Annotated in this window: 28 protein-coding genes and 4 pseudogenes; 21 read left to right on the forward strand and 11 right to left on the reverse strand. The window is 69.3% G+C overall.

Features of this window, described 5'->3' with window-relative positions; all coding sequences use genetic code 11:
* Positions 1 to 108: 108 nt before the first annotated feature.
* The 3 genes from AB0I41_RS30825 to AB0I41_RS30835 all read right to left on the reverse strand — a co-directional run bounded on the left by AB0I41_RS30825 (position 109) and on the right by AB0I41_RS30835 (position 3,062).
* A complete protein-coding gene (locus AB0I41_RS30825; protein ID WP_357114119.1) occupies positions 109 to 1,206 on the reverse strand; it encodes a CapA family protein in 1,098 nt (365 codons plus the stop codon).
* An 874-nt stretch (positions 1,207 to 2,080) separates the two neighbouring features.
* Entirely contained in the window at positions 2,081 to 2,695 is a 615-nt protein-coding gene (locus tag AB0I41_RS30830; RefSeq protein WP_357114121.1) for a TMEM175 family protein, read from the reverse strand.
* Positions 2,696 to 2,771: 76 nt separating this feature from the next.
* Positions 2,772 to 3,062, reverse strand: coding sequence for a hypothetical protein (locus tag AB0I41_RS30835; protein ID WP_357114123.1), 291 nt, complete (start codon positions 3,060 to 3,062; stop codon positions 2,772 to 2,774).
* Between the two features lie 593 nt (positions 3,063 to 3,655).
* On the opposite strand from AB0I41_RS30835, the gene AB0I41_RS30840 reads away from it, so the two are divergent.
* The 3 genes and pseudogenes from AB0I41_RS30840 to AB0I41_RS30850 all read left to right on the forward strand — a co-directional run.
* Positions 3,656 to 4,090, forward strand: coding sequence for a hypothetical protein (locus tag AB0I41_RS30840; protein WP_357114125.1), 435 nt, complete (start codon positions 3,656 to 3,658; stop codon positions 4,088 to 4,090).
* A 408-nt stretch (positions 4,091 to 4,498) separates the two neighbouring features.
* Positions 4,499 to 4,765, forward strand: coding sequence for an HTH domain-containing protein (locus AB0I41_RS30845; protein ID WP_357114126.1), 267 nt, complete (start codon positions 4,499 to 4,501; stop codon positions 4,763 to 4,765).
* Between the two features lie 56 nt (positions 4,766 to 4,821).
* Positions 4,822 to 5,259: pseudogene (locus tag AB0I41_RS30850) on the forward strand (Tn3 family transposase); the annotation flags it as partial.
* 20 nt (positions 5,260 to 5,279) lie between these two features.
* On the opposite strand, the gene AB0I41_RS30855 reads toward AB0I41_RS30850, so the two are convergent.
* From AB0I41_RS30855 to AB0I41_RS30865, 3 genes are all read right to left on the reverse strand, one after another.
* On the reverse strand, positions 5,280 to 5,666 hold the full coding sequence (locus AB0I41_RS30855; protein ID WP_357114127.1) for a DoxX family protein: 387 nt from the start codon (positions 5,664 to 5,666) through the stop codon (positions 5,280 to 5,282).
* Between the two features lie 93 nt (positions 5,667 to 5,759).
* Positions 5,760 to 6,230, reverse strand: a complete 471-nt coding sequence (locus AB0I41_RS30860; RefSeq protein WP_357114129.1) for a carboxymuconolactone decarboxylase family protein — start codon at positions 6,228 to 6,230, stop codon at positions 5,760 to 5,762.
* Between the two features lie 84 nt (positions 6,231 to 6,314).
* Positions 6,315 to 7,196 (reverse strand): sigma-70 family RNA polymerase sigma factor, encoded by an 882-nt coding sequence (locus AB0I41_RS30865; RefSeq protein ID WP_357114130.1) that lies wholly within the window; start codon positions 7,194 to 7,196, stop codon positions 6,315 to 6,317.
* A 685-nt stretch (positions 7,197 to 7,881) separates the two neighbouring features.
* Between AB0I41_RS30865 and AB0I41_RS30870 the strand changes: the two genes are divergently transcribed.
* From AB0I41_RS30870 to AB0I41_RS30915, 10 genes and pseudogenes are all read left to right on the forward strand, one after another.
* A complete protein-coding gene (locus tag AB0I41_RS30870; protein ID WP_357114132.1) occupies positions 7,882 to 8,619 on the forward strand; it encodes a Stf0 family sulfotransferase in 738 nt (245 codons plus the stop codon).
* Positions 8,620 to 9,047: 428 nt separating this feature from the next.
* Complete coding sequence (locus AB0I41_RS30875; RefSeq protein WP_357114133.1) at positions 9,048 to 9,884, forward strand: alpha/beta fold hydrolase; 837 nt, start codon at positions 9,048 to 9,050, stop codon at positions 9,882 to 9,884.
* A 126-nt stretch (positions 9,885 to 10,010) separates the two neighbouring features.
* Positions 10,011 to 10,811: a helix-turn-helix domain-containing protein gene (locus tag AB0I41_RS30880; RefSeq protein WP_357114135.1), complete on the forward strand. Its 801-nt coding sequence runs from the start codon at positions 10,011 to 10,013 to the stop codon at positions 10,809 to 10,811.
* A gap of 79 nt (positions 10,812 to 10,890) precedes the next feature.
* Positions 10,891 to 11,424 (forward strand): DUF4240 domain-containing protein, encoded by a 534-nt coding sequence (locus AB0I41_RS30885; RefSeq protein WP_357114136.1) that lies wholly within the window; start codon positions 10,891 to 10,893, stop codon positions 11,422 to 11,424.
* Positions 11,425 to 11,642: 218 nt separating this feature from the next.
* Positions 11,643 to 12,032 (forward strand): hypothetical protein, encoded by a 390-nt coding sequence (locus AB0I41_RS30890; RefSeq protein WP_357114137.1) that lies wholly within the window; start codon positions 11,643 to 11,645, stop codon positions 12,030 to 12,032.
* A 14-nt stretch (positions 12,033 to 12,046) separates the two neighbouring features.
* Positions 12,047 to 12,199, forward strand: a complete 153-nt coding sequence (locus AB0I41_RS30895) for a hypothetical protein (RefSeq protein ID WP_357114139.1) — start codon at positions 12,047 to 12,049, stop codon at positions 12,197 to 12,199.
* A 67-nt stretch (positions 12,200 to 12,266) separates the two neighbouring features.
* Positions 12,267 to 12,491, forward strand: a complete 225-nt coding sequence (locus tag AB0I41_RS30900) for a hypothetical protein (protein ID WP_357114141.1) — start codon at positions 12,267 to 12,269, stop codon at positions 12,489 to 12,491.
* Complete coding sequence (locus tag AB0I41_RS30905) at positions 12,458 to 12,721, forward strand: hypothetical protein (protein ID WP_357114143.1); 264 nt, start codon at positions 12,458 to 12,460, stop codon at positions 12,719 to 12,721. The genes AB0I41_RS30900 and AB0I41_RS30905 overlap by 34 nt, the downstream gene beginning before the upstream one ends.
* 58 nt (positions 12,722 to 12,779) lie before the next feature.
* Positions 12,780 to 13,163 (forward strand): hypothetical protein, encoded by a 384-nt coding sequence (locus AB0I41_RS30910; protein WP_357114144.1) that lies wholly within the window; start codon positions 12,780 to 12,782, stop codon positions 13,161 to 13,163.
* Positions 13,163 to 13,333 (forward strand): annotated as a pseudogene (locus AB0I41_RS30915) (hypothetical protein); the annotation flags it as partial. The gene AB0I41_RS30910 and the pseudogene AB0I41_RS30915, both read left to right, overlap by 1 nt.
* Positions 13,334 to 13,945: 612 nt before the next feature.
* Here the strand turns inward: AB0I41_RS30915 and AB0I41_RS30920 are convergent.
* The 3 genes from AB0I41_RS30920 to AB0I41_RS30930 all read right to left on the reverse strand — a co-directional run bounded on the left by AB0I41_RS30920 (position 13,946) and on the right by AB0I41_RS30930 (position 16,263).
* Positions 13,946 to 14,728: an SDR family oxidoreductase gene (locus tag AB0I41_RS30920; protein WP_357114146.1), complete on the reverse strand. Its 783-nt coding sequence runs from the start codon at positions 14,726 to 14,728 to the stop codon at positions 13,946 to 13,948.
* 68 nt (positions 14,729 to 14,796) lie between these two features.
* Entirely contained in the window at positions 14,797 to 15,210 is a 414-nt protein-coding gene (locus tag AB0I41_RS30925; protein WP_357114148.1) for a cupin domain-containing protein, read from the reverse strand.
* A gap of 27 nt (positions 15,211 to 15,237) precedes the next feature.
* The gene (locus AB0I41_RS30930) at positions 15,238 to 16,263 is read right to left on the reverse strand and encodes a zinc-dependent alcohol dehydrogenase family protein (protein WP_357114149.1); all 1,026 of its coding nucleotides are present in this window, start codon (positions 16,261 to 16,263) and stop codon (positions 15,238 to 15,240) included.
* A 170-nt stretch (positions 16,264 to 16,433) separates the two neighbouring features.
* Here AB0I41_RS30930 and AB0I41_RS30935 point away from each other — a divergent pair, with 170 nt between their 5' ends.
* From AB0I41_RS30935 to AB0I41_RS30955, 5 genes and pseudogenes are all read left to right on the forward strand, one after another.
* Complete coding sequence (locus tag AB0I41_RS30935; RefSeq protein ID WP_357114151.1) at positions 16,434 to 17,324, forward strand: helix-turn-helix transcriptional regulator; 891 nt, start codon at positions 16,434 to 16,436, stop codon at positions 17,322 to 17,324.
* A gap of 84 nt (positions 17,325 to 17,408) precedes the next feature.
* Positions 17,409 to 17,870: pseudogene (locus AB0I41_RS30940) on the forward strand (transposase family protein); the annotation flags it as partial.
* A gap of 122 nt (positions 17,871 to 17,992) precedes the next feature.
* A complete protein-coding gene (locus AB0I41_RS30945) occupies positions 17,993 to 19,021 on the forward strand; it encodes an RNA polymerase subunit sigma-70 (RefSeq protein WP_357114153.1) in 1,029 nt (342 codons plus the stop codon).
* A 5-nt stretch (positions 19,022 to 19,026) separates the two neighbouring features.
* A complete protein-coding gene (locus AB0I41_RS30950) occupies positions 19,027 to 19,338 on the forward strand; it encodes a hypothetical protein (RefSeq protein ID WP_357114155.1) in 312 nt (103 codons plus the stop codon).
* The gene (locus tag AB0I41_RS30955; RefSeq protein ID WP_357114157.1) at positions 19,331 to 19,777 is read left to right on the forward strand and encodes a DUF6069 family protein; all 447 of its coding nucleotides are present in this window, start codon (positions 19,331 to 19,333) and stop codon (positions 19,775 to 19,777) included. The genes AB0I41_RS30950 and AB0I41_RS30955 overlap by 8 nt, the downstream gene beginning before the upstream one ends.
* A 207-nt stretch (positions 19,778 to 19,984) precedes the next feature.
* Here AB0I41_RS30955 and AB0I41_RS30960 read toward each other — a convergent pair whose 3' ends face one another.
* Positions 19,985 to 20,725 (reverse strand): nucleotidyltransferase family protein, encoded by a 741-nt coding sequence (locus AB0I41_RS30960; protein ID WP_357114159.1) that lies wholly within the window; start codon positions 20,723 to 20,725, stop codon positions 19,985 to 19,987.
* 541 nt (positions 20,726 to 21,266) lie between these two features.
* Between AB0I41_RS30960 and AB0I41_RS30965 the strand changes: the two genes are divergently transcribed.
* Both AB0I41_RS30965 and AB0I41_RS30970 read left to right on the forward strand, forming a co-directional pair.
* Positions 21,267 to 23,123, forward strand: coding sequence for a glycoside hydrolase family 3 N-terminal domain-containing protein (locus AB0I41_RS30965; protein WP_357114161.1), 1,857 nt, complete (start codon positions 21,267 to 21,269; stop codon positions 23,121 to 23,123).
* 13 nt (positions 23,124 to 23,136) lie between these two features.
* On the forward strand, positions 23,137 to 24,006 hold the full coding sequence (locus AB0I41_RS30970) for an endonuclease/exonuclease/phosphatase family protein (protein ID WP_357114163.1): 870 nt from the start codon (positions 23,137 to 23,139) through the stop codon (positions 24,004 to 24,006).
* A 76-nt stretch (positions 24,007 to 24,082) separates the two neighbouring features.
* Here AB0I41_RS30970 and AB0I41_RS30975 read toward each other — a convergent pair.
* Positions 24,083 to 24,241, reverse strand: a pseudogene (locus AB0I41_RS30975) (helicase); the annotation flags it as partial.
* Positions 24,242 to 24,679: 438 nt separating this feature from the next.
* On the opposite strand from AB0I41_RS30975, the gene AB0I41_RS30980 reads away from it, so the two are divergent.
* Positions 24,680 to 25,525, forward strand: coding sequence for an SDR family NAD(P)-dependent oxidoreductase (locus AB0I41_RS30980; RefSeq protein ID WP_357114164.1), 846 nt, complete (start codon positions 24,680 to 24,682; stop codon positions 25,523 to 25,525).
* Positions 25,526 to 25,624 lie beyond the last annotated feature (99 nt).

A 25,624-nucleotide genomic window follows, 5' to 3' on the forward strand; every position in this document is an offset into this window, starting at 1 on the left:
AACGACCGACCCCGTAAGATCCACGACTGGAAGAAGCCCTCCGAGATATTCACCGAACTCGTCGAGGCAAATGCTTCCACCGACTGAACTCGCCGCCCGTCCGCCGCGCTATCCGGGGCGCTTCGCCGCCAAGCCGGTGCACCGCTGTGCGGTGGCGAGCCTGTCGAGGATGCGCTGCTTGCCAACCCCGGTGGCCGACACCGGCTGGCCGCTGCCGGAGACCGTCGCCGGGACGAACTGGCTGTCCACCACGGTCCGGTCGCGTACGACCAGGTTCAGCACGCCGGAGTCCGTGCTGTGCGACTTGCCGTACCAGAGGAAGTTGCCCAGTCCGTAGTGCACATAGGTCTGGCCCAGCCAGCCGTCGGCCAGCAGCGTGTGTGCGTGCGTACCGACCACGATGTCGGCGCCGGCCTCGGACAGCCGTCCGGCGAACGTCTTCATCTCCCCGCTCGGGCACGAATTGCCCTCGACGCCCCAGTGCATGAAGACGATGACCAGGTCGGCCTGCTCCCGCGCCGAACGCACCGCGGCGGTGGCCCGGGCGGGATCGAACGCCATCGCCACCCCCGGTCGGGTGTCCGTCGCCCGCCACGACCCGGCCAGGTCATGTACCTGTGACATGCCGAGCACCGCGATCCGCAGCCCTCGTACGGTGGTAAACCAGGGCGCATACGCCGCGTCGGCGTCGCGGCCCGCGCCGAACACCGGGTACTGGGCTTCCGTCGCGGCGTCGAGGGTGTCGGAGAGCCCCTGCTGGCCGTAGTCGAGGATGTGGTTGTTGGCGATCGACGCCGCGTCGACCCCGGCCGCGCGCAGTGCCGCGAAGGCGGTCTTCGGAGCCCGGAAGTGGTACGTCTTCGGCTGCGGGGTGCCCCGGTCGGTCACCGCCGTCTCCAGGTTGAGCAGCGTGACGTCGGCGTCGCGCAGCGTCGACGCGATCGCCCCGAAGGCCGTCTCCGGATCGTCGAGCAGGCGCAGGGTACGGCCGGTGAAGTGGACGTCACCGGCGAAGGCCAGCCGCACCTCGACCGGCGCGCTCGGCTCCGGCGTCGCGGTGCCGGTGGCGGACGGCGTCGGACCCGGCGTGGCCCCGCGCCAGACCGGCGCCGGGTTGGTCGATCCGGCGGCGCATCCGGCCAGCCCGACGCCGACCGCGACCGCCGTCAGCGCCGCCAGCGAGGTACGCGCCGTCCTGCGGATCACCCGGCCGAGGGTACGCGCTCCGGGCGGCGCCCCGTGACCCGGCGGCCACCACCTACCGCCGGACCGTTGCCTCCGTCCAAAGTGGGTGGCTAGCCGGCGGCGGTGCTTCGACATGGCCGGGAGGACTTTCTGGGAAAGTTCGTGCGTCCCGGCAGGGCGACACCCGTGTCGCGGGACGCCGGCGGAACCGGACCTGCGGCCGGCGGCTCGTCGTTGGTGGAGGTGGTGAACATGCGCACCCAAAATGTTCTCGCCGTACTGGCCACCGCGCTGCTCGGGCTGGCCGGCGGCATGGTCCTGGCCCCGGCTTCCGCGTACGTCGGCAACTGGGCGGTCACCGCGCTCGATCCGGTGCCGGACCGGATGGAGCCAGGCAAGGAGTACACGGTCGGCATGTGGGTGCTCCAGCACGGCTTCCACCCTACGAGGGCGACCTCGGCAAGGTCGCGCTCCGACTGGTCGACGCGGAGGGGACGGACCAAGACTCAGAAGGCAACAGCGACCGAACACGCACCCACCGAGCAGGCTTTTGGCAAATGCGACCGAAGAATGAGTAGATGGGGCGGCGATACAGCAGGTCACGCGGCTGCCGACGATCGATCGACGTCGGTTAGGAAACCGATGCTCTATCCCCTGAGCTACGAGGGCGCGAGTGCCCAGCCTACCTGCCAGCGGGAATCCACGAGTACTCAGGATTGCCCACCCGCGCCCACCGCTGTCAGCCGGCGTGCCTCCAACCGGTGGAGCACACACCGAGTATGCGATCACCGCCCAACAACGTCCGCTACCTACCGCTGCCCGACTCTGACCAGAACTACCGGGTCCTGCCCACGACTCACCGAACACTTCCGAGCGCTACCACCGTTGGGCCCGCCTAGTCGGGGATCTCGTGCTGGCGGACAACCCGGTCGATGCGGCGGTCGGGCACGACCCACATGACCGCCACGGTAACGAAACCTGCCAGGGCGAGCCCGACTCCGATGTGCCCGCTCCGGTCGATCAGCAGGGCACTGAGGATCCCGGCGACGTAGAGCACCAGGGAGACCTTGCCCTTGATGTCGGCGCCGACGGCCTGCCGCAGCGGCGACCCTGGCCCCTGCTGCCGAATGATCACCGTCTGGAGCACGAAGTATGCGATGGCCGCGCTGAGCAGGTTCAGACCGTAGATGCCTACGGGGATCGGTTCAAACCTTGAGTCGTCGTTCCAGGCCGTCGTCAACGGGAACAGCGACAGGCAGAACAGCAGCGCCAGGTTCGCCCACAGCACCCCGCCGCTGACCTGCCGTACCAGGTGGAACATGTGGTGGTGGTTGTTCCAGTAGATGCCCACATAGACAAAGGTGAGGAGGTAGGTCAGCAGCCCGACGCCGGTCGTGCGGACGAGGTCGGAGAGGTCGTGACCCGCCGGGACCTTGAGCTCCAGCACCATGATCGTGATGATGATGGCGAGCACGCCATCACTGAACGCCTCCAGTCGGTTGGTCCGCATCGCGCCACCATCCTTTCGCCCTCAACCACGCAGCCGCGCACCGCGACCTGGTAGGAGACAAGCACAACAGACGCTGCTACGGACGGGTCCGGCGCCACAGCAAAAACGCGGCGCCGAGGACGACGGTGGTGATGACGGCGTTCACGAGCAGCGGCCAGGGGCCGCGCTGCGGGCGACCGGCGCTGCGGATGGTCAGGTCCGGCAGCAGACCGGTGGCGAGGTGCAGGTCGGTGATCTCGCAGTTCTGCATGCCCAGCTCGCAGGTGGAGCCGGTGTCGAAGCGGGACAGGGTCCGGCGGGTGCCGGTGTCGAGCTGCACCTCGACCAGCGACGCGTAACCCGCGTCGTTGACAGCCGCGACGACCACACCGCCCGCCGAGCGCCAGCCGAGCAGTCGCGCGACGCCCCCGGACCCGCGCCGGTGGTGCGCCGGCGTCCGTGACGGGTACGAACTCGACGTCGCCGATCTCCTAGAGGAAGGTGTCATGGGTATCGCCGCCGTTGGACGGTCCCTCGGAGATCCAGGGCACGGTGGCGAGGAACCTGCCGTCCCGCGACCAGCCGACGTTGCTCGTCGGTGACATCACTGGGATACGGCTTTCGATCACCCATGACCAGCCCAACGCCGCTGACGGCCGACGGTTATGATCGGGATTCATCTTTTATGACATCGAGTGATCGCTATCTGCGGCCAACCTGCAGAACGATCTCCAACCGGACTCAAGCCGCATACCAACTCAAAGATCTTCGAACCGCCCTCTGACGGTCCCAGCCGGCCCACCTGGACGGCTTGAAAGTGGCCCCGCCCTGAAGGCAACCCGACGCCGACCTTAATAACACTCAGTTACAGCGCTCGTTAGCTTGCCGCCCCGTCGCCATTGTCGCGGACACCCTCACATGCCGATGAGCGTGCGTCCGGGTGAAGGGGCGCGGGCGCGGGCGAGACTACGATCCCCGGCTATGGCGGTATCAATCTGGCGTCGTTCGGGCTTGCGCTGGGCGGCCGCGATTCTGGTCGTCGCATTTCTCGCCTGTTGGTCCGGGAAAGCGTTTTTTGGTGCTTCCGCTCGCGACGAACGACGTCAGGCGGACCAGCATGTGGCCACCTACCTCGGCCTGGTCGTGGCGGGCGATCGCGCGAGAGCCGGCCTGATGCTCTGCGGTGGGGATGACATGGCCGTCGCCCGACTTGATGACACGGCGCTAACGGACTGGACAGAGCAGCGGATCACATCCTTCGCCATATCAGGGGCCCGACACTGGTCGTCGATCGACGGCCACGGGACGGTCTACGGCGTCCGCCTAACTTTCTCCGAAGGAGCGACCGCCACGACCGACGTGGTTGTGGAGGTGATCAGCGATAAGCCGTGCATCGGCACGGACATTCCAATTTGAACCTACTCAGTCGCGAGTCGGCCGGCGGGCGAGTTCACCTTGGGTCGGCCCGCTGAGGTAAGCGGGGCAGATGCGCTCACTCATGCCGCATTCCGCGCGTTACCCACCGTCGAAGCTGGTGACTCTCCGTGTGCGTCCGAGGTGCGTCGCTGCGGGCAACGTGGATCATCGACGTGCCAGGCTCTGGTGCCGAAACTCGCCGACATCGACTTCCCGAGACGCGGGGTGCGATCGGCCTGTTCAGCAACCCGATTTTGTCTTACCTTGGCTGCATCCCTGAGACGCCAACCTGATCTCGGCCAGAAACGAACGTTTCAGCAGCTCAACCTGCCTCTACCAAGGTTGCCACAGAGGGTTACGGTATGACCCGGTCAGAAACGGTCCTGGTTATCGAGCAGACTGTTAGCCGTGGTCAACACCTCGGCGCGGCTGCTGCGGCTGCTGTCTTTGCTGTCAACGCGGCAGTCCTGGACGTGCGCTGATCTTTCCGCCCAACTGGAGATCACCGAACGGACGGTTCGCCGGGACATCGCCCGGCTACGTGAAATGCACGCCACCGGCGACTACACCATCGCCGAACTCATGGAGGTCTTCGCCATCGGTCGTGCGACCGTCTACCGCGTCCTCGACCGCACCAAGACCACGGGGACGACGGACGCTGAAACTCCGCGTTAGCGCAGGTCAGTGATATCCGTTGGTTTTTCGGCCAGGACTACCGGGACCCCTTCGTCGAGTACGGCCGCAGCGACAAGACCATGCACCTCCTTGGCGTCTGCGACCCGATCGACAACACCTACCGGCGCACCCTCAACCGGCAGCTCACCGTCCAGGAATCCCGCCACCGCCTCGCCCGCAAGATCTGCTACGGCAACACCGGGCGCATCCGCCAGGCCTACCGCGAAGGCCAGGAAAACCAGCTCTCCGCCCTCGGCCTGGTCCTCAACGCCGTCGTGCTGTGGAACACCCGCCACCTCAACGCCATCGTCGACCGGCTCCGTGCTGAGGGCGTCCTGGTCAAAGACGAAGACGTCGCCCGACTCAGCCCCCTTGGGCACGCCCACCTCAACTGTCTGGGTCGCTACGCCATCGCCTCGTCCCAGCCGGCCTCGGGCCTGCGGCCACTGCGTGATCCGGGCCGACTGGACACCGCCGACGACCAGGACGACTGACCACCCCGGCACCCCAGCGGTCAGCCGGTGAAGGGTTCCAGTGCGAAGCGGCCGATCGCCACGAAGGCGGTCAGGGCAAGGTAGCCCCCGTCCCCCAGCGCGGCTTTGGTCTCGCCACGGCGGATCCGCATGATCATGGCGCCGGTCATGATCAGCGTCAGGCCGCTGGCCGCCAGCGGTACCAGGATCGGCGCGATGTCGAGCAGGGCGGGCAGGATCAGGCCGACGGCACCGAGGATCTCGAATGCTCCGATGGCCTTGAGGGTGCCGGGCTTGAAGTCGAGGACCCAGCGCGCGGCCTCGGCCATCCCGGCCATCTTCTCCCGTGGGACGAACAGCTTCCCGAATCCGGAGAACAGGTAGACGGCGGCCAACAGGCCGGTGATGATCCACAGTGCGATGTTCATGAGTCGTCTCCTTGGCGCAATGTCTGGGGGTGGCGGGCCGCGGGCGGACCCGGGGTGCCGGGTCCGCCCGCGGCCTGAGGGGGAATGTCCGTGTCAGGCGAACTGTCCGGGCTGGTACTCGCCGCCGGGCGTCCGGGTGATCACGTTCAGCCGGTTGAAGGCGTTGATCACGCAGATCAGGGCCACCAGGGCCATCAGCTGATCCTCGTCGAAGTGCTTCGCCGCGTTCGCCCACGCCTCATCGGTGACGCCGCTGGAGTCGGCGAGGCGGGTGCCCTGCTCGGTGAGTTCCAGCGCCGCCCGCTCCGCCTCGGTGTAGACGGTTGTCTCCCGCCACGCCCCGACCAAGTTGATCCGCACCACGCTCTCGCCGGCGGCCGCGGCGTCCTTGGTGTGCATGTCGAGGCAGCCGCCGCAGCCGTTGATCTGGCTGGCGCGGATCTTCACCAGCTCCTGCACCGCCGGCGGCAGCGCCGAGTCGGTGATGACCTTGTTCGACGAGATAATGTACGTGGCCCACTTCGACCCGACGTCGTTGCCCATGGGGTTGATCCGGGTTTCCATCTCGATCTCCTTCGTCTTCGGATGCTTGCACCACTACGACGAGCACCCCGCCAAGACGTAACAACCCCATGCGCTCGACGTGCGCTACTCGGGTCGCACGGGCAGACCCATGGCGTCGAGGCGCTTGCGGTCGCTCACGGTCAGGAGCTCGACGATCCGGCCGTCGACCACGGTGCACGCCACCACGCCGAGCACCTTGCCTTTCGCGCCCCAGGCCACGAACCCGGGCTCGCCGTTGACCAGGACCGGGAGCACCGAGGTCATCGACCGGATGCCGCGCAGGATCGGACCGGCCACCTCGGCCGCCCCGACCGTGGTCATCACGCCCTGCGGGTGGTACGTGCGCCAGGTCACCTCCGGATCGAGCAGCCGTACGAGCCCTTCGAAGTCCCCGTTGCGCGCCGCGGCGAGAAACGCGTCTACCACCGCGCGCTGCCGCCGCGGCTCCTCCTCCGGCAGCGATGTGCCCTGCACCTTCCGGCGGGCCCGGCTGGCGAGCATCTTGGTCGCGTCGGTGGACCGGCCGATGATCTCGCCGATCTCGGCGAAGGGCACCGCGAACATGTCATGCAGTACGAACGCCAGCCGCTCGGTGGGCGTGAGGGTGTCGAGCACCACCAGCAGTGCCAGCCCGACCGATTCGGCGAGCATCGCGTCGTCCTCGGGCGCCGCCCCGCCGTCCACGGTCACCACCAGCTCGGGCAGCCGGTCATCGTAGGACAGCTCGGCCCGGGTCTTGCGCGAGCGCAGCACGTCGATGCAGACCCGGCCGACCACGGTGGTCAACCAGCCGGCCAGGTTGTCGATAGCGGCCGCGTCCTGCCGCGCCAGCCGGATCCACGCCTCCTGCACCGCGTCCTCGGCGTCCACCCGCGACCCGAGCATCCGGTACGCGACCGCCACCAGGCGCTCGCGCTGCTGTTGGAAGGCTCCCGCTAGGGCTTCGTGCGGACCTGATCCGATCATGCCGTTACCTTCCTCGCGCGAATTCCGTCATGATCATGACGAGCCCGAAGGCGCCGAGGTAACCGATCGGCGCGCATCCTGATGGAAGCACCGCGGCGGCGACCGGTGATCAACATGTGCTACCGCTGCCCCAGCCCACGTCCAAGGAGCCCCTGACGCGCGTCACCATGGCCACCAGCGCAGGTCGGAGGAGCCGTCCGAACGACGACTTCGTCGGCGCCGTACCCGATGCCGTGGTACTCCTCGACGGCACGGGCACCCCCGATATCGAGTCGATCGCTCCCACGGTGTCGCCTGCACACACACTGCCTCGGCAAACGTCGTTGTCCATCCAGGTGATCGGCTCGGCCGTGATGCCTTGGCCGAGCCAGGTCGTTGCGCGTTCCATGATCAGTTCGTGAGGCTCTCGCCGGGGCGCCACACCATCCAGTCGTCGTGGCCGACGAATCCGCCGAGCATCGCGATCTCCGGCCCCTCCAACTCTCCGAGTTCGGGCATGGTCACGACCGAACCCAGAAACAGGTTGATCTTGTAGGCGAACCTGGGCGAGGCATGTCCGCGCAGGAAGCCGCGCAGCTCACCTTGATCGGACGTACTCAGTAGCCGTAGAGCGCGCGCTTCGCGGGCCGCCGGCGTTCGGTAATTCGGTTTGCTCTAGATCCGCGCGTGCTTAGTGTCTGCCGCTGTGGGACGCCTGGAGGTCGACTCTTACCTGATCTGCGCGACGCCACGCACGGGAAGTACCTTGCTGTGCGGTCTACTGGAGTCGTCCGGGGTCGCTGGCCACCCAGCCTCCTACTTCAATCGAAAGACGCTGACTGCGTACGCCGATGCCTGGCACATCGCCCGACCGCGTGACGGACGGATCGACGAAGGGTTCGTGCGGGCGGCGCTGACGGTCGGTAGAACTTCGAACAATGTCTTCGGTGGGCGGCTCATGGCAGAGACGATGCCGGAGCTGATCGCAGGTCTTGCTGCCTCCGCACCAAGACCAGCGGACACTGATGACCTGGGCCTGTTGATCGCCCAGTTCGGTCGACTTCGATTCGTCCACTTGCGGCGACGCGATGTCATTGCCCAGGCCGTGTCGTGGGCGAAGGCACTGCAGACCCACTTCTGGCATCCCCATGAGGCCGTCGCTCCGGGAGGCCAAGATCCTCGATACGACGAGGTGCTCATCGGCCAGCTCGTCGCCACGATCGAGAGCGCCGAGGCGGACTGGGCGACCTGGTTCAACGCCCACGGCATCGTGTCTCACGAGGTGACGTACGAGCGGCTGGCGGCGGATCCACGGTCCGCTGCACAAGGGGTGCTCGACTACCTCGGCCTAACGGTTCCACACGGCCGGCAGCTGATCGTCCGACACCATCGGCAGGCCGACCAGGTCAACGCCGATTGGACCACGAGGTTCAAGTCTCGCTGACGGTCCGACCCAGCTGGGTGCGTGTCGGCTCACCAGCCGAGAGGAACGGAGTGCGTCCGCCCATGCCGCAGACGCGTGCGCTGCGGCATCCGGATCAGCCGCGTTGAGGGCGGCTACGCTCTCCGGTCCGGGCCAACTTGGCGGTAAGGCATCACTGGGGTCCCGCAAGGGAGAAGGCCAAGCAGTAGACCCCCGTGATGCGCCCGGACATGCCGCGATCCGCGCGCTACGCGGCGTCACGAAGTGCTGACTCGGTCGGCATACGCACATGCCGATGAGCGGATGCCTCGGATCGCTCGATCGTCGGGCTGGACTACGTAGTGGGACGTGGCTTTCGAGCGCTCGCCGGGGCGGAGTCCGGCGGTCGTCAGCCCTGCGACGACATTTGTCCAAGACTGATAGTCGGCGGCCCATGCATCATCCCCTGCATGAGTGAGTACAACGTTGAGCACTTGCGTGGGATGCACGTTGTCCACGACGGCCCGCGGCAGGCGCCGCCGCTGTTGCTCATCCACGGATCGGGGGCCTCGTGCGGCTCCTGGAAACCGGTGGTCCCGGCACTCGCCGCCCATCATCACGTCATCCGGGTCGACCTTCCAGGCTGCGGCCAGTCGGCACCGCCGCCGTCGTATGACGTGCCGGCGCAGGCGCGCCGGGTGGCGGCGCTCCTGGACGGCCTCGACATTCGTCACGTCACGGTGGTCGGGCATTCCAGCGGCGGCTACGTCGCCACCGCGCTCGCCGAACAGCGCCCCGACCTGGTGACGTCGCTCGCGCTGATCAGTACCGGCCCGAGTATCGATGCGCTCCTTCCGCAACCGGTCATCCTTCGGGCCCTGCTGGCCCCGCCTCTCGGCCCGCTCATCTGGTCGAGGCGTTCGGACGCGACGACCCGCAGGGCGATAAACGCGACGTGCGCCCGCCCGGTGGACATCCCGGACGACGTGATCGCGGAGTTGCGGGGCACCACGTACCGCGCGATGAGGTCGGCGTCGCGAGAGAACCGCGCGTACATCGCCGAGCGGAGCGTGCCTTTGCGTCTGGCCGCCCTCGATGTCCCTGTGCTGGTGATCTTCGGCGCTGCCGACCCGCGCTGGGAGCCGTCGTCGGCGCACCAGTACGACGCGGTGCCGACCGCCCGGGTCGAGCTGCTGCCCGGCGTCGGGCACATACCCATGCTCGAAGCGCCCGAGACGACCAGCAAACTGCTGCTGGGCTTCACGGCAACAGCCGCTGACACCCCGCCCGTGATCCCTCACGCATAGACTGGTCACGTGCTGTCGACCGGGACACCGCCCGACTGGGCGTCGGTGGAGGTTGCGGTCCCGCGCCCGTCAGGTCGGCTGCCGGGGATCAGGATGGCCGGGTTCCGCCAACGTGTCCCCGCACTCGTGGACATCGCCATGGTCGCGCACCCATCCGTCAGCCTGCTCGTCGACCTGAGCGAGGGAGAAGGCCTCGTCTACGACACCCATGGCCGGCACGAGCGCGGCAGTGTCGTCGTCGGGCTCCTCCCCGGCGATCTTCGAGCAACTGGCCGGGGGGTCGGCGAGTGCCTCCAGATCCGGCTGGAGCCGATCGCGGCGGCTGCGGTGCTCGGCGCATCGACCGAGCTCAGCGGGACGGTGGTATCCCTCGAAGATGTCTGGGGCCGCGACGCCGGGCGCGCCGAGGAGAGGCTGCGCGCCGCCGCGTCGTGGGACGAGCGGTTCACGATCGCGGCGGAAATCCTCGCCCGACGGCTCGGCAACCGCCCAGTGGTCGATCCCGAGGTCGCCTACACCTGGCGGCGGACGCTCACCAGCCGGGGGCGGGTGCGGGTCGACGGCTTGGCGGACGAGGTCGGCTGGAGCCGCAAGCGCATTTGGTCCCGCTTCCGGTCCCAGCTCGGCATCACACCCAAACGCGCCGCCCGACTGGTGCGGTTCGACCACGCTGCCCACCTTCTCGCAGCGGGTCACGCCCCCGCCAGCGTTGCCACCGAGAGCGGCTACGTCGACCAGTCCCACCTCCACCGCGAAGTCAAGGCGTTCACCGGGCTCACCCCGACGGCCGTGGCCATCGCGCCGTGGCTCGCGATTGACGACGTTGCGTGGCCGGCTTCATCGCCAACCCGGAGCCCGAGTGGCCGACGCATTCCCAGCCGCGGTCATCCGGATTTGCCGCGATCAGCTCATATTCCTGCTCCGTGAGCTAGACGGGCGGTCAGGCACGGGCACGACGCCGAATGGTGGGCGGCGAGGTCGGAGAGCGCTGCCATACTGCCGCGTCATGAGGGTTGACGAGTTCTGGAACGTGGTGGCGAAGGCACGGGAGTCTGCGGCCGACCTCTCGGACGCCGAGGACGTCGCCGAAGAGACACTGCGGCTGCTGGCTGCCCTGCCGGCCGACAGGATCGCGGAACTGGCGCAGCCGCTGTGGGATCTGCGTGCGCAGTCGTACGGGTGGGACCTGTGGCAGGCGGCCTATCTGATCAACGGCGGTTGCTCCGACGACGGCTTCGAGTACTTCCGCGGCTGGCTGCTCACCCAGGGGCGAGAGACGTTCGAACGCGTAGTGGCAGACCCCGATACGCTCGCCGATCTGCCGGTGGTCCAACGCGTTGCGGTCGACGGCGGGTTCGATCTCGAATGCGAATCCATGTATGGCGTCGTATGGGACGCATACGCGGTCGTGACAGGGAGCATGGAGCTGCCCAGTGCGGTCACCGGTAGATATCCGGAGCTCGGCCGGGGCTGGGACTTCGAGGACGACGGCGAGGTCCGTCGACGTCTGCCGAGGCTCGCCGCGCTTTTCATCGACTAGCCGCGCCAAGCGCGCCGACGATCCGTAGCAACGTTCCAAGGCCCGAACCTCGGCTGGACACGAGCACGGCGCGTTGCCCGGACCTTCCTCGCCCCCAGGACAGGGTGAACCGGGATTGCTGCACCCAGTCGGGCATGGTCCACTGTTCCACGCGTAGTCACGGGGAGTGCGGTGGAATGCCTGGTACGACGCTTTTGCCCTGGCAGGCGGATCTCTGGGTGGCGGGTTGCCTCGAGCGTCTCGCACCGTACGTGCGAGCGAGCGGCACGCCACGAGCGGCTGCGTTCTATCGGGACAGCGTCGGCGCGTTCTGGACCGGGCACGGCGAGCTCGCCGCGCCCGACGCGGAGCGGATCGCGGCGATCGGCGCGAAGCTCACCGACCTGTACGAGGACAGCATTGAGGCGCAGCTCTTCGGAGTTGTCGTCGGGGCGGCCGAGGCTGCTCGGCAGCCCACCGCCGAACCCATGGAACAGCTTGTCGCGTGGACGGTGGACCTCTGGTCGGAGCTGGGGCCCGAGGACGACGACTGGGGAGACCGGGAGGCGCAGGCGCAGCGGGACACCCTGGCGATGACGCAGCAGCGTCCGGCGTCCTCGGGACCGTAGCGGGCCTCGGATCGGTGGCCCTGCTGGTCGGCCGCCTCGACGGCCGGTTGGCGGTCCTGGCGCTGGCCGTGACCGCCGGGGCGCTGCTGCTGACCGTGCTCGCCGCCCTGGTCCCGGCGATCCTCATCCGACGGCTCCCGACCGCCACCCTGCTCACCGAACAGTGACAACCATCGGACCGGACGACCAGCCGACGGCCGGATCGACCCACGGGGAGGAACCATCACGTACCTGGTGACCGCACTGGTCGTAGTCGCGGTGCTGTGCCTGTTCAACCTGCTGCTCTCCTTCGGCATGATCCGACGGCTGCGCCAGCACACCGAACTGCTCAACCGGCCCCGGCACGAGCCGGCAGAACAGGACCTGGTCCGCCCCGTCGGGTCCACCGTGGGGGAGTTCGTCACCACCACCGTCGACGGCGACCCGTGTCCCGGGACTCGGTCGGGGCCGCAGCCCTGATCGGTTTCTTCTCCGTGACCTGCCCGGCCTGCCGGGAACGCAAGCCGGACTTCCTGGCCGGTGCCCCCCGGTACGCCGCAGCCGGCTGGACCGTCCTCGCCGTGGTCGTCGGTGACCCGGCCACCTCGGCCGAACTGGTCGGCGAACTACGACCCGCCGGGGCGGTGCTGGCCGAGGACGTCGGCCCCGCCGAGGCGCCGGTCGCATCGGCGACCGGGGTGGCCTCCTGACCGTGACCCGACCGACCCTCCGCCGCCGCTGGCCGCCGCCAGCCTGATCGTCGGAGTGATGCCACACCCACTCCGGTATCTGCACGCCGAGCTGGGACGGCGGATCGCCCGCACCGCCCAGGACCAGCTGTACGGCGCGGTGAACGGCTTCACCGGGCTGGCCCGGTTCGAGGACCCCCGATTCCTCGACCGGCTCCAACTGGCCCAGCAGGCCGGCGCCGGCACCCCGGAACAACTCGTCGCCGGCGCAGCGAACCTCCTACGCGGTGTCGCCGTGGTGAGCGGCTTCCTCGGCTCCCTCGTGACGATCAGCCCCACCATGGCGGTGACCGTCTCGCTGGGGGCGGTGCCGATACTGCTGGCCGAACTGTGGCTGTCCCGCCGCCGCGCCGAAACCGCACTGCAGGCCGCACGGCCACCGTCCACGTCGGCGACATCGTGATGATCGATCGGGACCACGCATCGGACCGACCGGGCCAACCGATGATCAAACGCGTCGGGGCGCTGCCCGGCGACCAGGTACCACCCGAGGTGTGCGCATTCCAGCACTGGCCGCTGCAGACCTGGGTGCCTCCCGGCCATCTGGTCCTGCTCGGCGACAACCCGGCCGGCAGCCTCGACTCCCGCCAGTGCGGATTCTTCCCCACCAACCGGCTCCTGGGGGTGGTCGTCCGCCACCTGCACCGGAACCAGCAGTTCCACACCGACCATGCTGGCGGGCGAAAAAATCTCCAGCGCGGCGGAGGAACGACGGAGGCTGTCATGTCGTACGTGTCGCTCGGACTACTGGCAGCACTTTGGTGGGTGTTCACCACATCCAGCCGGAGCAGAATACGCAGCCCCGCGGACCAACGCGCATTCGCCGACTCACTACGCCCGCTGCCGCTACTGCCCGCACGCCTGGTGAACCCGGTAGCCCTCCTCGTCACGACCACCGAACTCGGACCCGTACTCGGCACCAGCTGGTCGATGGTGGCCCTGACGGCCGGCTGGCCCGCCGCACGACCGGTCGGGACACTCGTGCTCGCCGCCACCTTCCTGCTGCTGACCGGCCTCACCACCGGCGTGATACTGGCGGTGCACCACGACTGTGGCGGGTCGGGTGAAGGTCTTGCGGTCGCGAGCTGGAACCGCACCCGTGGAGGGAGCCCCGCGGCCGGACTGCGCCGGTTCGGGGCGAGCGGTCTTCAAATCGCGGGTCTATCGAAGGCCGTGGCCTCAGAGTTATGCCGGCCCAACGGTCTGTCCGCCGTCGATGACCATGGCGTGGCCGATGACGAAGGCTGCGGCGTCGGAGCAGAGCCAGAGCACGGCTGCGGCGATCTCGTCGGCGGTGCCCATGCGTCCGATCGGCTCTTGAGCGATGACGCGGTCGCGTCCTTCGGGGGTGCCGCCGGTGAAGCGGTCCATCATCTCGGTGGCGATGATGCCGGGACAGACGGCGTTGATGCGTATGCCGGAGCGGGCGTAGTCGAGGGCGGCGGACCTGGTGAGCCCGACGACGCCGTGCTTGGCGGCGGTATAGGCGGCCTGTCCCGCGATGCCGACGACCCCGGCGCCGGAGGAGGTGTTCACGATCGCGCCGCCGCCGTGCTGGAGCAGCAGCGGGATCTCGTGCTTCATGCACAGGAACACGCCGCGCAGGTTGATCGCGACGGTCCGATCCCACTCGTGCTCGGTGATGTCGGCGGTGGGCGTGACGGGCTGCTCGACGCCGGCGTTGTTGAAGGCGACGTCGAGGCGACCGAACGTCTCGACGGTCTGCGCCAAGGCGGCGTGCACGTCCTGAGATGAGGTGACGTCGCACCGGGCGGCGAGCGCCCGGCCGCCGAGTTCTTTGATCATGCGCGCGGTTTCCTGGACGCCTGGCTCGGAGACGTCGGCGGCGGTGACGCTGGCGCCGGCGCGGGCGAACGCCAGTGCGGTGGCGCGGCCGATGCCGCTGGCCGCGCCGGTGACGAAGGCGACTTTGTCCTCGTAGTCGGCAGTCTTGCCGGTGGCAGTCATGGTCTGCTCCTCGTCGTCGGTGTTGGTGGCGCCGGCTCAAGCCCTCGTAGGTGTCGGGCGCGTGGCTGTCAGGCGTTGTGCTGGTTCGCGGTCTGGTATTGCTCGTCGGGGACGGGTTCGAGCCAGGTGGTGGGGTCCTGCCCGCCGGGTAGGCCTTCGAGCATGGCCAGGTGGCTCATGAAGGCGTCGGCGGTGGCGCCGTGCCAGTGTTCCTCGTCGGGTGGGCAGATGACGGTGTCGCCGGCGCGCACGCGCAGCACGGTTCCGTCGCGGGTGCCGACCAGGCCGACGCCCTCGGTGATGTGCAGGGTTTGGCCGACGGCGTGGGAGTGCCAGTTGGTGCGGGCGCCGGGGGTGAAGCGGACGAGGGCGACGGTCATCCGCGACGGCTCGGTGCCGTTGTAGACGGGGGTCATGTAGACGTCGCCGGTGAAGTTCTGCGCGGGTGTCTTGACGGTGGGGTTGACGGACTTGAGTTCCATGGCGGTGCTCCTCGATGTGGTGGCCGGTCAGGGGCGCAGCAGCGTCTTGATGGCGCGGCGCTCGTCCATTGCCCGGTAGCCTTCGGCCGCCTGATCGAGCGGCAGGGTGAGGTCGAAGACGCGGCCGGGGTCGATGGTCCGGTTGCAGATCAGTTCGATCAGCTCGGACAGGAAGCGGCGCACCGGGGCGGGACCGCCGTGCAGGTGGACGGCGGAGAAGAACAGCTCCTCGCCGGGCACCTCGACGCCGTGACAGACGCCGACGAAGCCGACATGCCCGCCGGGGCGGGTGGACCGGATGGCCTGCATCATCGACTCCTGCGTCCCGACCGCCTCGATCACGCTGTGCGCACCCAGCCCGTTCGTGAGCTCCTTGATCTTCGCCACGCCGTCGTCGCCGCGCTCCTGCACAATGTCGGTAGCACCGTAGAACCGAGCCAGCTCCTGCCGCTCAGGGTGGCGGGACATGGCGATGATCCGCTCCGCGCCCAGCTGCTTGGCGGCGAGGACGGCCATCAGGCCAACGGCGCCGTCACCGACGACCGCGACGGTCTTGCCCGGGCCGGCCTCGGCGGCGACGGCGCCGAACCAGCCGGTGCCCAGCACGTCGGACGCGGCCAGCAGCGACGGGACCAGCTCCGGGCCGGGCTGCCCCGGCGTGGCAACCAAGGTGCCATCCGCCAGCGGGATACGAGCCAGCTCAGCCTGAGTGCCGATCGTCGCTGACACGAATTCGCCGTGCACACACTTGGACTGATAGCCAGCCTGACAGATCTCGCAGGTGTTGTCGGAGATGACGAACGACCCGATAACGAAGTCGCCGACCTTGATGTTCTTCACCTCCCTGCCGATTTCCTCGACGACGCCGACGTACTCATGACCCATCGGGGTGGGGCCGTTGATCGGCTCCAGGCCCCGATAGGGCCACAGGTCCGAGCCGCAGACGCAGGTGGCGGCCAGCCGGATGATCGCGTCCGTGGGCTGTTCGATCGTCGGGTCGGCGCGCTGCTCGACGCGGACTTCGCCGGGCGCGTACAGCACTGCTCCTCGCATGGGAGGTGGTTCCTTTCCGTCGTGGTATGGGCGGCCAGACAGAGCACCGAGGCCAGCCAAGGGCCAACGACGTCCAGCAAACCGCAGTTCCGAACGAACGGGGAGTTTCTACTGAAAGGTGTACTGACAGGGCACCCCACCGTCGAGTCACGCGACGTACCGTCGAAGTCGTGGACAACCGCACCGAGGTCCGCGAGTTCCTCGTCTCGCGCCGAGCCAAGATCACCCCAGAGCAGGCCGGCCTGCCCGCCGGGACCAACCGCCGCGTCCCCGGGCTGCGCCGCACCGAGGTCGCCGCTCTGGCCGGGGTGAGCATCGAGTACTACTCCAAGCTCGAACGCGGCGCCCTGGCCGGGGTGTCCACCAGCGTGCTCGACGCGGTCGCCCGTGCCCTACAGCTCGACGACGCCGAACGGGCGCACCTGTTCGACCTCGCCCGCGCCGCCGACGGCAGCAGCGCTCTCCTGAAGCCCAGGCGCCGCCGCGCCAGGCAGTGGATCCCGCACCGCAGCCTGCAATGGGCCCTCGACGCCGTCACCGCCAGCCCCGCGTTCGTCCGCAACGGCCGTATGGACCTGCTCGCCGCCAACCAGCTCGCCCGCGCCTTCTACGCCCAGGTGTACGCCAACCCGCAGCGCCCGCCGAACATCGCCCGGTTCACCTTCCTCGACGACAACGCCCACGACTTCTACCCCGACTGGGACTCCGCCGCCGACGTCTGCGTGGCGATCCTGCGCACCGAAGCCGGCCGCGACCCCCGGGACAAGGACCTGCACGACCTCGTCGGCGAGCTGTCCACCCGCAGCACCGAGTTCCGCACCCGCTGGGGGACCCACGACGTCCGCCACCACGGCACCGGCGCGAAGAGGTTCCACCACCACATCGTCGGCCCGATCACCCTCGCCTACGAGGGCCTGGAGATGGCCGCCGAACCCGGCCTCACCCTCACCATCTACGCCGCCGAGCCCGGCTCACCCTCGGAAGACGCGCTGCGCCTGCTCGCCTCATGGGCCGCCTCCCAGGAGGCGGACACCACCGCGCAGAAAATGCCCACCGAATAAATCAGTCCGCCGCGTCCACCCGTGCGGGAATGGTTTAAGCATCGCGACACTGGCACCAGAACACCCGCCTGATCCGCAAACGTCATCCTCGACGGCACGCTGATCCCGATCGACCGCGTACACGATCAGAAGCCGTACTACTCCGGAAAGCACCGACAGCACGGGATGAACGTGCAGGTAATCGCGGATGCGGCCGGACGCCTCGTCTGGGCGTCGGCGGCACTTCCCGGCTCGGCACACGACCTGACTGCTGCGCGAACCCACGGCATCATCGCCGCGTTGACCAACGCTGACGTGATGACCTTCGCGGACAAGGCGTATCAAGGCGCCGGCGGTTCCGTGCGTACCCCGTTCAAGCGGCACCGCTACCAGCCGAAGCTGTCGCGCCGGCAGAAGGCCGTGAACAAGGCCCACGCCCGGATCCGCTGCTGCGGCGAACGCGCCGTCGCCACCCTCAAGACCTGGAAAATCCTGACCAAGCTGCGCTGCAGCCCCTCCCGGACGACCGCAATGGTGCAGGCCATCCTCGTTCTCCACCACGTCGAAAACCCGACCGACCTACCAAGGAGGAAAGACGCTCAGCCATGCCGACCGACCCTAGTGATGAGTTGTCGCGCCCGCACCCGTCACACCTACGACGGGACACGACGAGACGGAAGGATGACGTGATGAGTGCGGACACGGGGCTGGATGAGCTGGGCGTGAGCGGTCTGGGCGAGAGCGGTCTCGGCGGGAGCGGTCTGGGCGAGGCCGACGAGCCGGCGTTCTCGGGGCTGGCGGAGCGGCACCGGCGGGAGCTGCACGTGCACTGCTACCGGATGCTCGGGTCGTTCGAGGACGCTGAGGACACCGTGCAGGAGACGTTCCTGCGTGCCTGGCGGCGGCGGGAGACCTTCGAGGGACGGTCGACATTCCGGGCCTGGCTGTACCGGATCGCCACCAACGCCTGCCTGGACCTGCTCGCCAAGTGCCGCCCGCAGCCTGCGACCGGCGGCGAGGTGCTGTGGCTGCAGCCCTATCCGGACCGGCTGCTCGACGAACTGCCCGCGAGCGACGCGGACGAGCCGGAGACCGCCGCCGTCGCGCGGGAGACGATCGAGCTGGCGTACCTGATCGCAGTCCAGCACCTCGCGCCGCGCCCGCGGGCCGTGCTGATCCTGCGGGACGTGCTCGGCTGGCCGGCGAAGGACGTCGCGGAGCTCCTTGGGGACTCCGTCAACTCCGTGAACAGCGCGCTGCAGCGGGCCCGCGCCGGCATGCGGGAGCACCTGCCCGCCGAGCGGCAGGACTGGACCGGCGGCGAGGAGGACGCCGGGACGCGCGAGTTGGTGCGCCGCTTCACCGACGCGAGCGTCGCCAAGGACGTCGACGGTCTCGCTGCCATGCTGCGGGACGACGTCCGCTGCTCGATGCCGCCCACGCCAGGCCTGTACGTCGGCCGCGACACGGTGGTAAACAGCTGGGTCGAGGACGGTTTCGAGGACCTGGGGCAGCTGCGCTGCGTCCTCACGTCCGTGAACCGGCAGCCCGCCGTCGCCTTCTACCTCTGGCGGAAGCAGGAGGGCGCGTACCTGCCGCTGACGATCGACGTCCTGCGGATCACCGGCGGCGCGATCACCGAGATCATCATTTTCCACGACGACCAGTTCCCGCGGCTCGGGCTGCCGGAGCGCCTGCCGGCGGACGGCACGGAGTAGTCCCGGTGTGGACGCTCACGCTGCGCGGTGGCGCGCGTGTCGCGGTGGTCGCGGCGGAGTGGTACGACGCGTTCGGTGTCGTCACCCGCGGGCGGGTGCAGTTGGAGCTGCGCGACGGCGAGCCCGGGCCCGTCCTCGGACGCGACGCCGGGTTCTGGCTCCGCGGCACCGGCGTCCGCGCTCTGCGGAACCCCGGCCGTCGCACGGCGAGGGTGCGCATCGTCACCCCCAGGGCCAGGACCGTCACCTGCCAGTCAACACACCCCCGTACGCCCAGTTACCGAATATTGGAGGAACGACATGAACAGCATGAATGACACCGGGGTCGTCGCAGGCCCGGCATCGGGCCAGACCAGCCACACCCACCGACTCCGCGGGCTCGCCGGCACCGGCTTCATTGCCACGCTCGCAGCGATGGTGGCCACCACCCTCGCCGCTGCGCTTGCCCAGGCCGTTGGCGTCGACTTCGAGATCCCCGATGGTGGCGAGACGATCCCGTTGTCCGGGTTCGCCGTGGTGACCGGATTCTTCTCGGTCGTGGGCATCGTCATTGCCGTCGCTCTTCTTCGTTGGAGCGCTCGCCCCGCCGAGCGATTCGTGTGGACGGCGGTGTCGCTGACCGCGATCTCGATGGTCCCGCCCCTCCTCTCCGGGGCAAACATCGCCACCACCACCGCCCTGCTCGGGCTACACCTCGTCCCTGCGACGGTGATGATCCCCACCCTGGCGCGGAGCCTCCGCACCCGGGCCGATTGACGATCCCGCAACGGGACAACGCGCGGCGCAAGGGCGTGCGCGAGCGCACCAACGTGTCCCCCGGTGCTGCCACCCTCCATTCCAGGTTCCTTTTCCTGGTCAATTCGAAAGCTGAGTCGCGTGTGCGAAGAAGCACAGGGCACCTTGCGGGATGAAGACCAAACGTCATCCGCTTCGGTCGGGGCGCACCGGGTACCCCGGTCGCGTTCACCCTGGCCGACCCCGCCGTCGCGCGCCTCCCACGTGGATTCGGCTCCTGCGCGGCGGCTTGAGCCGGGATATGACCCTCTCTCGGGTCGACGTCAGGCTCAAGCCGCGCCAGGACGCGCTTGCAGCCGAGCCCTGACACCTACGCCTGCGGGAGGCGACCACGCCGTAGCCGGCAGGGCAGGGAGCGCTGTTTGTGACGTGGGAGGTTGAAAAAGGCTCGATGATCACCGCGATGGCGATCGGGCTGACCCTGGTCGGGTTGCACCGCCAAACCCCGTCGAGCAGGTCGTCGGGGCCGTGCGGCGCGCAGACAGTGACGCGGTCGTGCGTGTCGAGGCGTACCGCCACGGCGGTGGCGTACTCGGGCCAGGTGGCGACCGCGTCGGCGATGGTGTGCAACGGGGCCACCTGGGCACCGCCGAACTTAGCCGAATACCAGGTGTGCACGGCGGCCTGGTTCTTCGCCTCCCACGGCGGTTCCGGCCAGGTCGCCACCAGCCGCCCGGTGGCCCGGTCGTCGTTATCCCGGCTCAGGTCCGTCGGGTCGAGGAAGACGACATCGACGTCTCGCACCGACGACGGGTCGAAGCCGTCGCCGTACCGCTCACCCCAAACGAGGTCTCGGATGGCGCCCGCGCCGATCCAGGCGTCCGGCAGGCCGGAGTCACGGACAACCCGGAGCGCCCGGACCAACCACGGACTCTGCTGGGCCAGTCCACGCAGCTCGTCCTCCCGCACGTTCCCACCCCAGGCCCACCCGGCCGCCACATCGGACCGCCGTCTGCCGTGGCCTTGCGGTCTGCTGGCGTGATCCAGACCGCGCGGCCGACGACCTGCCCTTCGTTGACGGCAAGGGAACAGGTGTTGGCGAACAGGGTGGCGTAGAGCCAGTAGTCCGATGAATCCCGCAGCCTGATGTGCGGTTCACCCAGCGCCAACAGTTTCACGACGTCGGGAATCCGATGGACCGTCAGTGAGTCGATGACCATGGGCGGTTGTCTCTCGTTGCTCCATGGCGAGGTCGCGGCGGCAGAAGGGACACGATGCTGGCAGCCGGGAGCCGCTTGGGTCGGCGGCGCGGGATCGACCAGTGTCGCCGACCCGGGCGGGCGCACGGCCGGCCGGGCGACGCCGATCACCGTCGCCATCGAAGCGCCACCGGCTGGTCATGCCGGCTTCGGCAAGAGACCCTTGATGGCTCCACCGGCAGCATTTAACGTTTTTTACGCCTCCTACCGGGGTGAACTATGCGCCGTTCTCGTACCGGAGGAAACGCCTCATGTCGAAACGTGCCCTGCCCGTCGCCCGTCGCCTTTCCCTCTTCACCGCAGCCGTCCTCGCCGCGAGTTCCGTGGCCTGGCTGGCCGGGCCGTACCCGGTCAGAGCCGCAGACGCGGCCGCCATCCCGTCCGTGTCCGCCGGCATCCCGCCGGTCTCCGACGCCGAGACCGGCTGGGTGATGAAGACGCTGCACCGGATGACCCTGGAGGAGAAGGTCGGCCAGCTCTTCACCACCCGCGTCTACGGCGAGACCGCTGACACCGCCGACCCGGCGGCGGTCCGGATGAACCGGTCCTTCCTCGGCGTGGACAACGCAGCCCAGGCCGTGGCGCGTTACCACCTCGGTGGCTTCGTCTACTTCGCCTATGCCGACAACACCCGCTCCCCAGAGCAGGTCGCCGGGCTGTCCAACGGCATCCAGCAGGTCGGCGTCGCCCAGCCGTCCAGGGTGCCACTGCTGCTCAGCACCGACCAGGAACAGGGCGCCGTGGTGCGGCTCGGCCCGCCGGCCACCCAGTTCCCCGGCAACATGGCGCTCGGCGCCGGCCGCAGCGTCGACGACGCCGGCACCGCCGCCCGGATCACCGGCCGGGAGCTGCGGGCGGTCGGCATCAACCAGGACCTGGCCCCGGTGGCCGACGTCAACGTCAACCCCGCCAACCCCGTGATCGGCGTACGGTCGTTCGGCGAGGATCCGTCGCTCGCCGCCGACCTGGTCGCCGCGCAGGTGGCCAACTACCAGGAAGCCGGGGTGGCGGCGACCGTGAAACACTTCCCCGGCCACGGCGACACGGCCGTGGACAGCCACAGCGGGCTGCCGGTCATCGCCCATTCCCGCGCGGAGCTGGACCGGATCGACCTGCCGCCGTTCCGCGCCGCCATCGCCCACGGTGTCGACGCGATCATGACCGCGCACATCGTGGTGCCGGCGTTGGACCCGTCCGGCGACCCGGCCACGCTGTCCCACCCGATCATCACCGGGCTCCTCCGGGCGGAACTCGGTTACGACGGTGTCGTGGTGACCGACTCACTGGGCATGGCGGGCGTACGGCAGAGGTACGGCGACGCCCGGGTGCCCGTGCTCGCGCTCAAGGCCGGGGTGGACATGCTGGTCAACCCACCGGTGATGCAGGTGGCCTACGACGCGGTCCGCGACGCCGCACGCAGCGGGGAACTCCCCGAGAGCCGGATCGACGAGGCGGTGACCCGGATCCTGCGGCTGAAGTGGCGCCGCGGGATCGTTGCCGCGCCGTTCGTCGACCCCGCGGCGGTCCCGCGTACCGTCGGCACGCCCGATCACCTCGCGGTCGCGCAGCGGATCTCCGACCGCACCACGACGCTGCTGCGCGCCGGCGGCGCCACGCTGCCGATCCCGGCCGGACACCGGGTCCTGGTCACCGGGTGGGACGACCCGGCGGCACCCACGACCACGCAGGCGCTGGGCGCGGCGCTCGGGCGGCACGGCTGCACACCCGATGTGCTGAGCACCGGGGTAAATCCGGCCGCCGCGCGCATCGACGCGGCGGTGGCGGCCGCCCGGCAACACGACACCACGGTGGTGCTGACCAACCGGGCGACCGGTGACGTGGGTCAGCAACGCCTGGTCAGGGCGCTGACGGCCGCGGACGTGCGGCTCGTCGTCGTCGCGGTGCGCGACCCGTACGACGTGACCACGTTCCCCGACGTGCCCACCTACCTCGCCACGTACGCCTTCAACGACGTCGCGATGAACTCGCTCGCCGCTGTGCTCACCGGCGCGATCCCGCCGGCCGGCCGGCTGCCGGTGACCATCCCCGACCCCGCGCGCCCGGGAGCAGCCCTGTTCCCGTTCGGCGCCGGCCTGTCCACCATCTGATCCGGAGGACCCGTTGAGACTGAGCATTCACCGCCGTTCACTGCTCGGCGTTGCGCTCGCCGCTGTGCTGGCACCGCTGTCGGCGGCCACGCCGGCCAGTGCGACCGAGCCCGCGGGATCGGCCGCGCCGCCCGTGGCGCTGCGCGTGGCGACCTACAACATCCATGCCGGAGCCGGCGAGGACAACGTCTTCGACCTTGACCGCACCGCCGAGGCGATCCGGGCGCTGGACGCCGACGTGGTCGGCCTGCAGGAGGTCGACGTCCACTGGGGAGACCGCAGCGACTTCGTCGACGAGGCCCAGGAGCTGGCCGAGCGGCTGGGCATGCAGGCCTTCTTCGCGCCGATCTACGACTTCGACCCGCTGACCGCCGGTGCGCCCCGCCGGCAGTACGGGGTCGCGGTGCTCAGCCGTCACCCGATCCTTGAGGCGGAGAACCACGAGATCACCCGGCTCTCCACCCAGGTGCCCAACCCGGTACCCGCCCCGGCGCCGGGCTTCGCCGAGGTGACCGTCAACGTGCGGGGCGCGCACGTGCACGTGTACTCCACGCACCTCGACTACCGGGGGGACCCGACCGTTCGGCGCATGCAGGTCGCGGACACGCTGGACATCCTGGCCGCCGACTCCGGGCCGAAGGTGCTGGTCGGTGACCTCAACGCGGAGCCGGGGGCACCGGAACTGGCCGCCCTGTGGCAGGACCTGCGGGACGCCGCCCCGACCGGCGGCAAGACGTACCCGGCGATCAGTCCGGTGAAGCGGATCGACGTCATCGGTGTCTCGCCGGACATCACCGTGGTGGGCACGGACACCATGGCGACTGCGGCGTCGGACCACCGGCCGGTCGTCGCCGACCTCCTGCTGCACCAGCGCGGCAACTGATCCGGGACGGCAGCCGACGTGCCAAGGGGGTGCTCCGGTCCCGGGACCGGAGCACCGCCGCGGCCACGATCCCCGGTCAGCGGACGGGGTGCGAGGCGAGGTGGGTGAGCATCGTCCGGTGGGCCGCCCAGCCGTCCCCGATCCCGGCCCGCCCCACCACGAGGCACGCGTGCCGGTGCCGCGAGGCCAGCACGCAGAGCCGCCCCGACTCCAGGTGGAAGGCGGTGGCGCACTGACCGCTGGTACTGGCGTTCCTCGCCGTGGCATGCCTGCCTCCCGGACGGCCGCCAATGGCGGCTCCGCCCCGGCTGGCTGCGTGCGTTCGAGAATTGCCGGTTGAGCCGCGAAGAACCTGCCCCGAAGATCCTCAACAGCCGATCGCACGGACTCTGGCGCTATGAGGCTGACCTCAACCCTCCACTTGTAGGCAGCGTCGCGGGCCTCCGGCAACTTGCCGTCGCTGTCGTTCTCCCAGACGGAGACGAGTGCGTCATGCCAGCCGTGCCGGCTAGCGCACCCACCGTTGTGCCGACAAGGCCAGCCAGAGCAGCATCCATGATCATATTCATGGCAGATGGCGTCGTCATCCTCGGCGCCGCTCGAGGGGCGGGGCAGCGGCAGCCGCGCCGCACTCCTACCATGGGCCGTCGTCTCATTCGCGAGGGTGGATACCGTGAACGATCGGACCATGGAAGGAAAGACCGTCGTGGTCACCGGGGCCAGCGCGGGCCTCGGCGCCGAGGCGGCCCGCCGGCTGGCCGGCCTGGGCGCCAACGTGGCGGTGGTCGGCCGGTCACCGGAGAAGACCGCCGCCGTCGCCCGCCAGCTCGGTGCCGAGCCACTGGTCGCCGATTTCACCCGGCTGGCGGACGTACGCAAGCTCGCCGACACCCTCCTGGACCGCTACCCCCGCATCGACGTCCTGGCCAACAACGCGGGCGTCGTGCTGTCCAAGCGGAGCCGCACCGAGGACGGCTACGACACGATGTTCCAGGTCAACTACCTGGCCCCGTTCCTGCTCACCAACCTGCTGCTGGACCGGCTGACCACCGCCGGGCCGGCGCGGGTCATGACCACCTCCAGCAAGGCCAACCGGTTCGGCGGCGTCGACCTCGACGATCTCGAAGGCGCCCGCAAGCGATCCGAAATGCTCCGGTACGGGATGACGAAACTGCAGAACATCCTGTTCACCCGCGAGCTGGCCCGGCGTACGCAGGGCAGCGGGCTGACCGCGACGGCGGTCCACCCGGGCGTGGTGGCCACCACCGGGATCAACCAGGGCAACCCGCTGATCGCCGCGCTGGTCCGGTATCGCCTGCTGGGCAGCCTGGTCACCCTCGAGGAGGGTGCTGAGCCGCTGGTCCACCTGGCCACGCTGCCCGATCCGCAGGCGGCCAACGGCGTGTATTACCACCGCCTCAAGCCCAACGGCCCGGTACACCGGCAGGCCAGGGACGACCAGTTGGCGACCCGCCTGTGGGAACGCACCGCCGAACTGCTCGGCGTCCAGGTGGCGTGACGCACCCCGCCTGGGCGACGGGAACGAGAAGCGGGGGGGGGGCGCGGGGGCCCGGCCCCCCCCCGCGGGGGGGCCCCCGAGCAGACCCCCAAACGCGGG

The organism is Micromonospora sp. NPDC050200 (assembly GCF_040656135.1).
Lineage (GTDB): Bacteria > Actinomycetota > Actinomycetes > Mycobacteriales > Micromonosporaceae > Micromonospora.

Coding starts and splice junctions, on each gene's coding strand:
- AB0I41_RS30830 (WP_357114121.1), bottom strand. CDS start 2,695: ATGCGGACCAACCGACTGGAGGCGTTCAGTGATGGCGTGCTCGCCATC.
- AB0I41_RS30840 (WP_357114125.1), top strand. CDS start 3,656: ATGGCGGTATCAATCTGGCGTCGTTCGGGCTTGCGCTGGGCGGCCGCG.
- AB0I41_RS30855 (WP_357114127.1), bottom strand. CDS start 5,666: ATGAACATCGCACTGTGGATCATCACCGGCCTGTTGGCCGCCGTCTAC.
- AB0I41_RS30860 (WP_357114129.1), bottom strand. CDS start 6,230: ATGGAAACCCGGATCAACCCCATGGGCAACGACGTCGGGTCGAAGTGG.
- AB0I41_RS30865 (WP_357114130.1), bottom strand. CDS start 7,196: ATGATCGGATCAGGTCCGCACGAAGCCCTAGCGGGAGCCTTCCAACAG.
- AB0I41_RS30875 (WP_357114133.1), top strand. CDS start 9,048: ATGAGTGAGTACAACGTTGAGCACTTGCGTGGGATGCACGTTGTCCAC.
- AB0I41_RS30885 (WP_357114136.1), top strand. CDS start 10,891: ATGAGGGTTGACGAGTTCTGGAACGTGGTGGCGAAGGCACGGGAGTCT.
- AB0I41_RS30910 (WP_357114144.1), top strand. CDS start 12,780: ATGCCACACCCACTCCGGTATCTGCACGCCGAGCTGGGACGGCGGATC.
- AB0I41_RS30920 (WP_357114146.1), bottom strand. CDS start 14,728: ATGACTGCCACCGGCAAGACTGCCGACTACGAGGACAAAGTCGCCTTC.
- AB0I41_RS30925 (WP_357114148.1), bottom strand. CDS start 15,210: ATGGAACTCAAGTCCGTCAACCCCACCGTCAAGACACCCGCGCAGAAC.
- AB0I41_RS30930 (WP_357114149.1), bottom strand. CDS start 16,263: ATGCGAGGAGCAGTGCTGTACGCGCCCGGCGAAGTCCGCGTCGAGCAG.
- AB0I41_RS30945 (WP_357114153.1), top strand. CDS start 17,993: ATGAGTGCGGACACGGGGCTGGATGAGCTGGGCGTGAGCGGTCTGGGC.
- AB0I41_RS30955 (WP_357114157.1), top strand. CDS start 19,331: ATGAATGACACCGGGGTCGTCGCAGGCCCGGCATCGGGCCAGACCAGC.
- AB0I41_RS30965 (WP_357114161.1), top strand. CDS start 21,267: ATGTCGAAACGTGCCCTGCCCGTCGCCCGTCGCCTTTCCCTCTTCACC.